This window comes from Streptomyces sp. NPDC085937 (genome assembly GCF_044540535.1).
In the GTDB taxonomy this organism is placed as follows: domain Bacteria; phylum Actinomycetota; class Actinomycetes; order Streptomycetales; family Streptomycetaceae; genus Streptomyces.
In genome coordinates this window covers 765,736-777,140 of sequence record NZ_JBITSH010000002.1, presented here as the reverse complement: position 1 = coordinate 777,140, position 11,405 = coordinate 765,736, and the positions used below count along the sequence as shown (strand labels likewise).

The window sequence follows — 11,405 nt, the reverse complement described above, 5'->3', positions numbered from 1 at the left end:
AGAGGCGCCGACTGCGGGCAGTCGTGCCACCGGGGCCGAGTCGCGCAGTGGGCCTTGCGGCCACCGGGGTGCCGAGGGCTGTCGTACGCCGGGTGCGAGCCGGTGGGGGCCGGTCGCGCAGTTCCCCGCGCCCCTGGAGAGGCGCCGACTGCGGGCAGTCGTGCCACCGGGGCCGAGTCGCGCAGTGGGCCTTGCGGCCACCGGGGTGCCGAGGGCTGTCGTACGCCGGGTGCGGGCCGGCGGGGGCCGGTCGCGCAGTTCCCCGCGCCCCTGGAGAGGCGGGGTCAGTCGGTGGTCGGGGTGGCGGCGGAGGCGCGGCCTCGCTTCACGTAGTACCAGGTCATGTTCGAGGACAGGCCCGCCAGGAGGACCCAGACGATGCCGATGAGCACGCTGCCCTCCACGAAGGAGACGACGGCCGCGGCGACGGCGAGGAGGCACACGACGAGGGCGTAGACGGCGAGGCGGGGCATGGCGGGGGACTTCCTGTCGGGGGACACTGCTACCGCTCCAGTGTCCCCCATCGCCTCATACGTCCGTGACCCGGAGCCCGGCATGCGCCTTGTAGCGGCGGTTGACCGAGATCAGGTTGGCGACCAGCGACTCCACCTGGTGCGCGTTGCGCAGGCGCCCGGCGAAGATGCCCCGCATGCCGGGGATGCGCCCGGCCAGCGCCTGGACGATCTCCACGTCGGAGCGGACCTCGCCGAGCACCATCACGTCGGTGTCGATCTCGTCGATCCCGGGGTCCTGGAGCAGTACCGCCGACAGGTGGTGGAAGGCGGCGGTGACCCGGGAGTCCGGCAGCAGCGCGGCGGCCTGCTGGGCGGCGCTGCCCTCCTCCGGCTTCAGCGCGTAGGCGCCCTGCTTGTCGAAGCCGAGCGGGTTGACGCAGTCGACGACGAGCTTGCCGGCCAGCTCCTCGCGCAGGGACTCCAGGGTCTTGCCGTGGCCGTCCCACGGCACGGCGACGATCACGACGTCGCTGCGCCGGGCGGTCTCGGCGTTGTCGGCGCCCTCGACACCATGGCCGATCTCCTCGGCGGCGGCCTGGGCCCGCTCGGCGGCGCGGGAGCCGATGATCACCTTCTGGCCGGCCTTGGCGAGCCGGTAGGCGAGGCCCTTGCCCTGCGGTCCGGTGCCGCCGAGCACGCCGACGACGAGGCCGGAGACGTCGGGCAGGTCCCAGGGGTCCTTGGCGGGGGCCTTCGCGGGCTGCTGTGCACTGTCGGTAGAGGTCATGGCCCGACTCTACGTGCGGACGGCCCACCCCACCGGCCGGGTCCGGGGCCCGCCACGGCGCTCCGGCCGCGACCGCCCTCCGGTGTCCCCAAGGCGGGCGAATCAGGGCCGAACACCGGGACGCGGGCACGCCGTTGGGGGCAGGATGCGGCGGCATGGATGCCGTACGGGTCGCGCTGCTGAGGGAAGTGCTCGCCGGGACGGAGTGGCTGGGCGCGACCCGGCACTTCGCGGGGACGCTGCGCGGGCAGGTGGTGTCGCACGGCGGCGGGCTGCTGCTCGTGGGCACCCCGGACTACGAGCCGTGGCATCTGGCGGCGCACCTGGTGGACGAGGCCGCCTGGTCGGGCACCCCGGAGCTGGCGCCGACGCTGGTCCGGCACGACGCGCGCGCCACGGACCCGGCCCACCTGGCCGTGGGTCTGGGGAGGCTGGAGGCGGCGCGGCGGGGCGAGACGCTGCTGGTGGTGGCGCCCGACGCGCCGTCCGGGGCGCTGCTCGACCGGGTGGCCGACGCGCGGCGGGCGGGGGCGACGCTGCTGTCGCTGGGGCCGGAGGCGGGGGAGCTCCCGGCGATGGCCCACGAGGTGCTGCCCGTGCCGGCCGGCTCCGAGCTGGACCTGGACACCGTGCAGCACCTGGTGAGCGCGGCGGCCGGGGAGAACGCCCTGCCCGCCCGCCGGGGCCCGCGCCGCTTCCGGGACCGGCTGTCCCGGCTGGCGGACCTGCTCACCGCACCGCCGCCGACCCGCTGGTAGCGGGCCTCCGGCTCAGTCCTCGTCCCGGCCCTTGGGCGCGTCGTGCCAGGCGGGGTCGTTCTCCCACTGGAGGTTGCGCTCGCGGGCCGTCTCCATCGCGTGCTCGGCCTCCGCGCGGCTCGTGTACGGGCCGAAGCGGTCCTTGGCCGGGCACTCGGGCCCCTCCTCGACCTTCTTGTGCTCCAGGCAGTAGTACCACTCGCCCGGTTTTCCGACCGTGCGCTTCTTGAACAGGGGCATGACCGGCTCCTCTCGCCACGGAAGATGGTCCCCCATCGCCGCTGAATTAGACTCGCCGCATGTCTGGCCAGTCACTCCTCGTACCGGGGAAGCTCTCCCCCCTCCGCACCGTGCCCGGGAACATCCGCCGTCCCGAGTACGTCGGCAAGCCCGCCCCCACGCCGTACACCGGCCCGGAGGTGCAGACGCCCGAGACGGTCGAGGCGATGCGGACCGCCGGCCGGATCGCGGCCCGCGCGATGGAGGAGGCGGCGAAGCTCATCGCGCCCGGCGTGACGACGGACGAGCTGGACCGGGTGGCGCACGAGTACATGTGCGACCACGGCGCCTACCCGTCGACGCTCGGCTACCGCGGCTTCCCCAAGTCCCTGTGCTCGTCGGTCAACGAGGTCATCTGTCACGGCATCCCGGACTCGACGGTGCTGCGCGACGGCGACATCGTCAACCTCGACGTGACCGCGTACATCGGCGGGGTGCACGGCGACAACAACGCCACGTACCTGGTAGGTGACGTGGACGAGGAGAGCCGGCTGCTGGTGGAGCGCACCCGCGAGGCGCTGAACCGTGCGATCAAGGCGGTGCGGCCGGGCCGGCAGATCAACATCATCGGCCGGGTGATCGAGTCGTACGCGAAGCGGTTCGGCTACGGCGTGGTCCGTGACTTCACCGGCCACGGCATCAACACGTCCTTCCACTCGGGCCTGATCGTCCCGCACTACGACAGCCCGCACGCGACCACGGTCATGCAGCCGGGGATGACCTTCACCATCGAGCCGATGCTGACGCTCGGCACGCACGAGTACGACATGTGGGACGACGGCTGGACGGTCGTCACGAAGGACCGCAGGCGCACGGCCCAGTTCGAGCACACGCTGGTGGTCACGGACACCGGGGCGGACATCCTGACGCTGCCGTGACGCCCGGCGCGCTCGCGCCGCATCGTCGCAGGCCCGCTCTCCTCAGGGAGGGCGGGCCTTTCGCGTATCCGGACCGTTTGCCCGGGGCGCGGCGAGGGAAGTTCCCGACAAGATGTCGGCATACCATTGACTTAGGTAACCCTAACCAAGAAGATCGGACCATGGACTCCTTCTCGACCCTGATCCGCACCGCGTCGCACGAGCAGCACGTGGAGGCGGAGACCTCGACCTTCATGACCGATCTGCTGGGCGGCCGGCTGGGCGTGGACGCCTACGCGCGCTACACCGAGCAGCTCTGGTTCGTGTACGAGGCCCTGGAGTCCGGTGCGCGGGACCTGGCGTCGGACCCGGTGGCGGGCCCGTTCGTCCGCCCGGAGCTGTTCCGGCTGTCCGCCCTGGAGCGGGACCTGGAGCATCTGCGCGGCCCCGGCTGGCGCACCACACTGACCGCCCTGCCGGCCACCCGGGAGTACGCGGACCGGGTCGCCGAGGTCGCCCGTGAGTGGCCCGCGGGATACATCGCCCACCACTACACCCGTTACCTGGGCGACCTCTCCGGCGGTCAGATCATCCGCGACAAGGCGGAGAAGACCTGGGGATTCGACAAGAAGGGCGACGGCGTCCGCTTCTACGTCTTCGAGGGCGTCTCCAACCCGGCTGCGTTCAAGCGGGAGTACCGCGAGCTGCTGGACCGGGTCCCGGTGGACGACCTGGAGAAGCAGCGCATCGTGGCGGAGTGCAAGCGGGCGTTCGGCCTCAACTCGGGGGTCTTCCGCGCGCTGGGCGAGGAGTTCCCGCTGTCCGCGTGAGGCGAGCGGGGCCCCTTCCCGGCATCACCCAGGGCAGGGACTCCCGTACGCCGGTGACCGGGCGGCACCCTCGACGGTGCCGCCCGACGGCGTGTCAGCGCTCCAGGCGGACCCGGCCGCCGACCTCCGTCCAGCCGTGCGGCTGGGGCGCGGTGAGGATCTGGGAGCCCATGCCCTGGGTGATGTTCAGCGCGCGGCCCAGCCGGTCGGTGAGCAGCAGCGCCGCGGCGCCCGTCGCCTCGTCCTCGTCGATGCCGTCGTCCCGGCCGGGGAAGGCGCGGGCCCGGATCCGTCCGGCCGGCTCGTCCAGCCAGGCCCAGGCGTAGATCCACTCCCCCTTCGGGGGCGGGGTCAGCCCGTCCACCTCGGCGGCGGTGGCGTACTGCCGCAGGGTGCGCGGCGGCACCCACTCCGCCCGGGCCTCGATCCAGCAGAACTCCCCGTCCTGCCGGGCGCCCACGACCCCGGCGGGCGTGACGAGTTCGGGCACGTCGAGTAGCCAGGCGGTGCCGACGCAGGGGTGGCCCGCGAAGGGCAGGCGCGAGGTCGGCGTGAAGATGTCGATCACCCCGCGCTCGGGGTCGTCGACGAACACGGTCTCGCTGAAGCCGAGTTTGGCGGCGAACTCCTGGCGTTCGTCCCGTCCGGGCAGGACCGAGCCCTCCCGGACGACACCGAGCTCGTTGCCGTATCCGCCGCGGGGGCCGCAGAAGACACGCAGCACGTCGTAAGCAGTCACGGGGGCATTCAAGCACCGTCCGCGCGTCCGCCGTCGGCCCGGCCGCCCACGGCACCTCTCGGGGTCGCGGACCCGGGATGTCCCGTAGGGAGCGGGCCGGTGGTCGGGGACGACTCAGGGGCCGCCCTCGTCACCGCGTACGATCCCGCCGTCGTCCTTGATCACCAGGATGGTCCCGTCCGCAGCACCCACCGCCGCGATCGGAGCCCTTCCATGACCTCACGCACCACCGCCCGCGTCCGCGTCACGGCCGCCTCGGCCGTACTCGTCTCCTCCCTGCTGCTCGTCCCCCTCGCCGGGACGGCCACCGCACAGCCCGCCTCGGCGACCGCAACGGCCGCGCACACCGCGCCCCGGACCGGCACGTTCGACCCGACCGCGCTGGAGCAGGAGCTCGCCGGGGTTCCCGACGGGGACGTCTCCGCCGCCCTGATACGGGTCGGCGGCAAGGGAAGCTGGGCGGGCAGCGCGGGGGTCCGGGACCTGCGCACCGGGGCCCTGGCACTGCCGCACGCGCGCTTCCGGGCAGGCTCGACCACCAAGGTGGTCACGGCGGCGGTGGTACTCCAGCTCGTCGCGGAGAAGCGCCTCGATCTCGACGCCCCCGTCACCCGCTATCTGCCCGGTCTGCTCCCGCCGTCGTTCACCGAGCCCCCGACGGTGCGTCACCTGCTCACCTACACGAGCGGGCTGCGTCCCGGCGCGAGCCTCGGGTCGACGACCGAGGAGATGTACGCCCACCGGTTCGAGACCCTCACCCCGGAGCAGGTGGTGGCCGCGTCCGTTGCCCAGGGACCGGCACACGCCCCCGGCGAGCGGCAGGAGTACGGCAACATCCACTACACCGTGCTCGGCCTGCTCATCGAGAAGGTGACCGGCGACCGCTACGCACACCAGGCCGCCGTACGGGTCTTCCGCCCGCTCCGGATGCGGCACACCGGGTTCCCCGCCGGCCCCGACCCCCGCGTCCACGGCCCGCACCACCGCGCCTACACCGACATCGGCGGCCGGACCACCGACGTCACCGAGTGGAACATGTCCGACCGCTTCGCGGCCGGGGACATGATCTCCACCACCGCCGACCTGGAGCGCCTGGTGTTCGGCCTGTTCGGCGCCAAGGTGGTTCCCCGGCCGCTGCTGGACCAGATGCTCACCGTCCCCCGCGTCGACGGCGCCACCTACGGGATGGCCCTTGAGCGGTACGTGATCGGCGGCCGGGAGATCTGGGGCAAGACCGGGTCGCGCCCCGGCTACCACACGGTGCTGGCGGCCACCCGGGACCTGTCCCGCACCGTCGTCTACTCGGTCAACGCCAAGAGCGCCCGCGAGGACGGCTTCCCGCTCGTCCGGCGCTTCGCCCTGCCGGCCTTCGAGAGCTGAGAGCGGGCGGCGGGCGCCTCGGGGCGGGCGGGGTCAGGTCACGGTGTGGCCGCTGTGCCCGGTCCCGGCGTCCGCGCCCTCGGGCGCCCCGGTAGGGTTCGCCTCCGGGAAGGGGAAGGTGAAGGAACCGGATGAGCAGGGATCTCGGCCTTCGTAGGCTCCGGGGACGCGGGCACCGCGGACCCCGCCGCGTGCTGGTCGCGGCGTCCGTGACCGCTCTGTCGCTGACGACGGGCGGCTGTGTGGTGGTGCACGGTGAGCGCGAGGTGCTCCCGGCCGCCACCCGCGCCGAAGCGGCCAAGGCGCTCGAGGAGTTCACGGCCGCCTACAACGCGGCCGACAAGGCGTACGACTCCTCCCTGGACGCCGACCGCACCACCGGCGCGCTCGCCGACATCGACGGGGCGCGGCTGAAGGCGGGCAAGGTCAACCACCCCGACGGCAACCCGCGGCACGCGCCGCTGGAGCTGACGGACGCGACGTTCACCATCCCCGCGAAGGCGGGCTGGCCGCGCTGGTTCCTCGCCGACACGGCCGCCAACAAGGGCGGTGACGTCCGCTGGCTGCTGGTGTTCACCCGCGACACCCTGGCCGACCCGTGGGAGGTGGCGTTCCTGACGCTGGTCTCCCCGGAGGACATACCGGAGTTCAAGACGGACAAGGACGGCTGGGCCGAGGCGGTCCCCGCGAACTCCACCGACGTGGCCGTCCCGCCGGGCGAGTTGAGCCAGAAGTACGCCACGTATCTGAAGGACGGCGGGGACGGTTTCGCGGACGGTCCGCACACCAGCGGGTGGCGGGACACCCGGCAGAAGCAGTCGGTGCGGCCGGGTCTGGCCACGCAGTACATCGACGAGCCGATGGTGAACGGCGACTACGCGCCGCTGGCGCTGCGCACCGCGGACGGCGGGGCGCTGGTGTTCTTCACCACCCGGCACTTCGAGAAGCAGACGGCGGCGGCGGGGGCGTCGGTGCCGACACCGAACGAGGACGTGCTGGCGCTGACCAGCGGGGAGATACGGCAGTCCCTGACGATGGAGTTCGTCTCCAACGAGGTGGCGCTGGACCCGGCGGACGGTCCGGTGGAGGTCCTGGGGCGGATCCAGGGGCTGACGGCCGCGAAGGGCGAGTGACGGCGGGCCCGGTCCGGGAGGTGCGGGACGCGCGGTCGCGGGGTCAGTGCCGCAGGGGCCAGGCGGCTTCGGCGGGGCCGGTGTGCTCGCCGGCGTACCGGGCGCAGGCGTCCGTGAGGTACTCCAGCAGGCTGAGCGGGTCGGGGAGCGGATGCTCGGGGCCGCGTACCCAGTGCACCGACGGGTCGTCGTCGCCGGGCAGGCGGGCCGGCGGCACCAGGACGTAGGAGCCGCGGCAGTGCCAGCGCAGTCCGGGATGCTCGTCCATGGTCTCCGGGTGGCAGTCCAGCTCGCAGGGCCACCACTCGTCCTCGTCCTCGGGGGTACCGCGGGTGAGGGTGAAGAACAGCATGCGGCCGTCGTCGCTCTCGGCGACCGGGCCGACCTCGACCCCGGCCTCCACCAGCCGGCCGAGGGCCTCGCGGCCCGCGTCGAGGGGGACGTCCAGGACGTCGTGCACCATGCCGGTGGCGGTGATGAAGTTGGCCTGCGGCTGGTGGCGGGCCCAGCGCTCGATCTGGCCGCGGTCGGTGGTGGACTGCGTCTGCCAGGCGAACGACACCGGGTGCCGGGCGGGGGTGGGACAGCCCACGCGGTCGCAGGAACAGCGGTATCCGGAAGGGTGCGCGGCGGGCGCGAGCGGCAGTCCCGCCTCGGCGGCGGCGAGCAGCAGGGCCTCACGGTCACCGTCGGCCGGGACCTGCTTCGGGCGGCGTCCGCGCAGCCACTGGGAGAGTTTGCCCTGCCGGCCGCTCCGGCCGCCGAACTCCGCGCTCATCTATCTCCTCGCCTCGCCGTCGTGCGCTCCAGCATGCCCCATGGTCCCACGTTCCTGCGCATCGGGGGGCCGGAGCCCACAATCGGCGCAGGTGGGACGAGGGTGACCCGTCGGGGCGAGAGATGACCGGTGGGGCGAACAGGACATGCGCGCGCCGGGACGAACCGGGCACCCGGGCGGCCGGACGGACGGGGTGTCATTGCACGCTCTGCCGGGACCGGTGCACCTACCGTGGCGGCATGGTCACGTGGATCGCGTCGACGGCACCGGCCGCGCTGGTGTCCCTGGTGTCCCTGGCCGCGCTGACGCTCACGGGGCACGGCGGTCCGCCCCCGCTGGAGTGGGGCGAGGGCCCGCTCACGGTGGACTCGCTGCCCCGGGTGACGTACGTCGCCCACCGGGGCGGGGCGCGGGGGGTACCGGAGAACAGCATGTCGGGGCTGATGGCGGCGTACCGGCGCGGTACGGCGCAGGTGCTGGACTTCGACACCCGGGTGCTGCGGGACGGCACCCCGGTGGTCTTCCACGACGAGACGCTGAACCGCACCACCTTCCTGGGTGGCGAGGTGCGCGGGCTGGATGCCGAGGAGTGGAAGGGCGTACGGCTGCGTCCGCGCGACCGGCTGCCGGGGAGCTGGCGGCCGGAGCGGCCGCCGACGGTCGAGGAGGTGCTGGACCGGCTGGGCGGGCGGATCGTGCTGATGCTGGAGCTGAAGGACCCGGGCGGGCTCGACCGGGTGGCGGGGATGCTCCGGGCGCGCGGTCTGACCCGCTCGGTGTTCGTCAACACCAACGACCCGGCGGTCGCGGAGCGGGTGCACCGCGCGGGTCTGCTGACGCAGCTGTGGCGCTCGGCCGACCAGATGCGCGGCGACCGCCCCGAGCGCTGGCGCTCCTGGGTCGACCTGCTCGACGTCGACATCCGGGCGCGGGACGACGACCTGCGGCGCGCGGTGCGCTCGGGCGTCCCGCGGGTGTGGGCGCACACCGTCGTCACCCCGGCCCAGCGCGACCGGGCCCTGGCCCTCGGCTGCGACGGCGTCCTCACGGACGCGCCGGGACGGCTGGCCCGGTACCGGGGGCGGGTGCCGGGACCGGTGAGCGCGGTGACGGGGCGCTGAGGCGAGCCGGGCTCTTCCATGAGCCGGATCAGCGTTCCCGGAGCCGGATCAGCGTTCCCGGAGCCGGATCAGCGGGGGGCGAGGCCGTTGAGGGCGTAGTCGACGAGGGTGTCGGAGTAGTGGTGGCTGATCGGGCCGGTGTGCTGCAGCCAGCGCTGGGCGAGGGGCGAGACGAAGAGTTCGAGCGCGATGCGCGGGTCGACGTCGGCGCGGACGTCCCCGGCGTCCTGGGCGGCCCGTAGCCGGTCGACGTAGAGCTGGAGCTGCGGTTCGAGCAGCTTGGCGACGAAGCGCCGGCCGAGTTCCTCGTTGACGAGGCCCTCGGCGGCCAGGGCGCGGGAGGGGGCCTCGAAGGCGGGGTCGCGCAGCTCGTCGACGGTGGCCCGCAAAACGTTCTTGAGGTCGGCGGCGAGGTCGCCGGTGTCCGGGATGGCGTACGGCGCCTGCCCGGCAGCCTCGGCGGCCTGGTCGCTCAGGTCCAGGAACGCCTCGAGCAGCACGTCCGCCTTCGACGGCCACCAGCGGTAGATGGTCTGCTTGCCGACACCGGCGCGGGAGGCGATGCCCTCGATGGTGGTCTTCGGGTATCCCACCTCGGCGACGAGGGCGAGGGCGGCGTCGTAGATCGCGCGCCGGGAGCGCTCGCTGCGGCGCGTGGTGTCGGGGGCGGACTGGTTCTGGGCCATGACGCGAATTTATCAGCCTGACAAGACGCCACGTCTCGCCGGAGGGGGCGGCGTCGGCTGGTCCTGGGCGGACGGTGACGGCGCCGGGGGCCAGGGGTCGCCCCAGTCGGTGTCGCGGGCCGCCCGGTAGAGGTCGCCGTGGCGTTTGGTGACCGTGGTGCGGCGCAGGGACGGGTCCGTCTCGCACAGGTCGAGGAGGACCTGGCCCTTGCGGATCTGCGGCTTGCGGACGACGCGGGAGAGGGCCGGGGCGACCGGGTCCCGGGTCGCCGCGACGTAGCTGAACTTCTCGTCCTCGTAAGGGAGGGTGCCGCCCTTGATCTGGCGGTGCAGCGAGGAGCGGCTGACCCGGGCCGAGAAGTGGCACCAGTCGGTGCCGGGCACGATGGGGCAGGCGGCGCTGTGCGGGCAGGGCGCGGCCACGTGGAACCCGGCGGCGACCAGGCGGTCGCGGGCCTCGATCATCCGGCCGTAGCCGTCCGGGGTGCCGGGCTCGACGATCACCACGGCCCGCGCGGCAGCGGCGGCGGCGTCGACCAGGGCGGCCCGGTCGGGCGCGGTGAGCTCGTTGAGCACGTAGGAGACGGTCACGAGGTCGGTCGGCCCGAGGGTGAGCGCCGGTCCGATCCGGGCGCGCTCCCAGCGGGCGCCGTGCAGGGTGCGGTGTCCCGCGGCCAGTTCACGGCCGAGGTCGAGCGCGGGCCCGGCCCAGTCGAGCACGGTCACGGGGCGCTCCCCGTCCCAGGTCGCCCCCACCGCCCAGGCGGCCGCGCCGGTGCCGCCGCCGATGTCGACGTGGTCCCCGGGCGTCCACCCGGGCACGGCGGCGGCGAACGCGCGCAGCGCCGACCGCACGGCCTCGAAGGTGGCGGGCATGCGGTAGGCGGCGTAGGCGGCCACGTCGGCGCGGTCGCGCAGGATGGGGGTGTCGGTGGGGGTGGCGCCCCGGTAGTGGGCGATCAGCCGCTCGACGGCCTGCGCGGCCTGCCGCGCCGGAATCCCGTCCAGCAGCCCGGCGAGGGCGGCACGCAGGGAGTCGGCGGTCTGCAGCGGTGCGGGGGCGTTCACCCGGCGATTCTACGAGGACGGGCGGGGGCGGAACACCTCGCTCCGTCACGAGCACCCGACACCCGGCATCCACCGCCCCGGCGGCCCTCCGGCGCCCCTATTCCGCCGCGTGCCTCTCCAGGGCGAGGAGCACGTGGCCCACGTCGTGCGGCATCACGGCGATCTCGACGACGCCCACGGAGGACTCGCACACGACGATCATGGCCCGAGGGTTCACCCTCAGCACCCCTTCGCGCCACGTCGGCCCCCGCGTACCGACCTGCCGCAGCGCGGTCGGCGGGTCCAGCCTGGCGCCGGCCCGCGTGCGGGATGTCCACGCGAGCGTGGACGGGCCGACCGCCATCCGCCCTCGCAGCCAGCGCCGTGCTCGGGCGGGGTGCCGCAGCATGCACGGCACCTCGATCACCTCGCCCCGGGCGGCACGCCCGTCGCGGCGCCGTATCGTCCCCCGCACCACCCAGGCCGTCAGAGCACCGGCCACCAGGACGCACACGAATCCGATCACCGGGGCATTCAAACAGCACACGGCCTGGA

14 protein-coding genes and 1 pseudogene are annotated in these 11,405 nt (G+C 73.8%); 7 read left to right on the top strand and 8 right to left on the bottom strand.

The window, feature by feature from the left end:
* Nucleotides 1-284: 284 nt before the first annotated feature.
* Nucleotides 285-473 carry a hypothetical protein gene (locus ACIF8S_RS07010; protein WP_399997778.1) on the bottom strand — a complete coding sequence of 63 codons (189 nt, stop codon included), beginning with the start codon at nt 471-473 and terminating at the stop codon, nt 285-287.
* A gap of 55 nt (nt 474-528) precedes the next feature.
* A complete protein-coding gene (gene npdG, locus ACIF8S_RS07005) occupies nt 529-1,242 on the bottom strand; it encodes an NADPH-dependent F420 reductase (protein WP_399997776.1) in 714 nt (237 codons plus the stop codon).
* Nucleotides 1,243-1,397: 155 nt separating this feature from the next.
* On the opposite strand from npdG, the gene ACIF8S_RS07000 reads away from it, so the two are divergent.
* Nucleotides 1,398-2,000 carry a hypothetical protein gene (locus tag ACIF8S_RS07000; RefSeq protein ID WP_399997775.1) on the top strand — a complete coding sequence of 201 codons (603 nt, stop codon included), beginning with the start codon at nt 1,398-1,400 and terminating at the stop codon, nt 1,998-2,000.
* Between the two features lie 12 nt (nt 2,001-2,012).
* On the opposite strand, the gene ACIF8S_RS06995 is transcribed toward ACIF8S_RS07000, so the two are convergent.
* Nucleotides 2,013-2,240, bottom strand: a complete 228-nt coding sequence (locus ACIF8S_RS06995) for a hypothetical protein (RefSeq protein ID WP_024882719.1) — start codon at nt 2,238-2,240, stop codon at nt 2,013-2,015.
* Nucleotides 2,241-2,299: 59 nt separating this feature from the next.
* Between ACIF8S_RS06995 and map the strand changes: the two genes are divergently transcribed.
* Together map and ACIF8S_RS06985 are read left to right on the top strand one after the other, a co-directional pair.
* Nucleotides 2,300-3,157, top strand: a complete 858-nt coding sequence (gene map, locus ACIF8S_RS06990) for a type I methionyl aminopeptidase (RefSeq protein WP_399997774.1) — start codon at nt 2,300-2,302, stop codon at nt 3,155-3,157.
* Nucleotides 3,158-3,318: 161 nt separating this feature from the next.
* Entirely contained in the window at nt 3,319-3,966 is a 648-nt protein-coding gene (locus tag ACIF8S_RS06985) for a heme oxygenase (biliverdin-producing) (protein WP_399997773.1), read from the top strand.
* 94 nt (nt 3,967-4,060) lie between these two features.
* Here ACIF8S_RS06985 and ACIF8S_RS06980 read toward each other — a convergent pair whose 3' ends face one another.
* Nucleotides 4,061-4,705, bottom strand: coding sequence for a PhzF family phenazine biosynthesis protein (locus ACIF8S_RS06980; protein ID WP_399997772.1), 645 nt, complete (start codon nt 4,703-4,705; stop codon nt 4,061-4,063).
* A gap of 213 nt (nt 4,706-4,918) precedes the next feature.
* On the opposite strand from ACIF8S_RS06980, the gene ACIF8S_RS06975 reads away from it, so the two are divergent.
* From ACIF8S_RS06975 to ACIF8S_RS06965, 3 genes and pseudogenes are all read left to right on the top strand, one after another.
* Entirely contained in the window at nt 4,919-6,085 is a 1,167-nt protein-coding gene (locus tag ACIF8S_RS06975; RefSeq protein WP_399997771.1) for a serine hydrolase domain-containing protein, read from the top strand.
* Nucleotides 6,086-6,119: 34 nt separating this feature from the next.
* Nucleotides 6,120-6,242, top strand: a pseudogene (locus tag ACIF8S_RS06970) (iron transporter); the annotation flags it as partial.
* Nucleotides 6,217-7,218 (top strand): hypothetical protein, encoded by a 1,002-nt coding sequence (locus ACIF8S_RS06965; protein ID WP_399997769.1) that lies wholly within the window; start codon nt 6,217-6,219, stop codon nt 7,216-7,218. The pseudogene ACIF8S_RS06970 and the gene ACIF8S_RS06965, both read left to right, overlap by 26 nt.
* 43 nt (nt 7,219-7,261) lie before the next feature.
* Here ACIF8S_RS06965 and ACIF8S_RS06960 read toward each other — a convergent pair whose 3' ends face one another.
* The gene (locus tag ACIF8S_RS06960) at nt 7,262-7,996 is read right to left on the bottom strand and encodes a bifunctional DNA primase/polymerase (RefSeq protein WP_399997767.1); all 735 of its coding nucleotides are present in this window, start codon (nt 7,994-7,996) and stop codon (nt 7,262-7,264) included.
* 239 nt (nt 7,997-8,235) lie between these two features.
* Here ACIF8S_RS06960 and ACIF8S_RS06955 point away from each other — a divergent pair, with 239 nt between their 5' ends.
* A complete protein-coding gene (locus ACIF8S_RS06955; protein ID WP_399997766.1) occupies nt 8,236-9,117 on the top strand; it encodes a glycerophosphodiester phosphodiesterase in 882 nt (293 codons plus the stop codon).
* Nucleotides 9,118-9,185: 68 nt separating this feature from the next.
* Here ACIF8S_RS06955 and ACIF8S_RS06950 read toward each other — a convergent pair whose 3' ends face one another.
* The 3 genes from ACIF8S_RS06950 to ACIF8S_RS06940 all read right to left on the bottom strand — a co-directional run bounded on the left by ACIF8S_RS06950 (nt 9,186) and on the right by ACIF8S_RS06940 (nt 11,376).
* On the bottom strand, nt 9,186-9,803 hold the full coding sequence (locus tag ACIF8S_RS06950; protein ID WP_399997764.1) for a TetR/AcrR family transcriptional regulator: 618 nt from the start codon (nt 9,801-9,803) through the stop codon (nt 9,186-9,188).
* A 12-nt stretch (nt 9,804-9,815) separates the two neighbouring features.
* Nucleotides 9,816-10,871: a small ribosomal subunit Rsm22 family protein gene (locus tag ACIF8S_RS06945; protein ID WP_399997763.1), complete on the bottom strand. Its 1,056-nt coding sequence runs from the start codon at nt 10,869-10,871 to the stop codon at nt 9,816-9,818.
* 97 nt (nt 10,872-10,968) lie between these two features.
* Nucleotides 10,969-11,376 carry a hypothetical protein gene (locus ACIF8S_RS06940; protein ID WP_399997761.1) on the bottom strand — a complete coding sequence of 136 codons (408 nt, stop codon included), beginning with the start codon at nt 11,374-11,376 and terminating at the stop codon, nt 10,969-10,971.
* Nucleotides 11,377-11,405 lie beyond the last annotated feature (29 nt).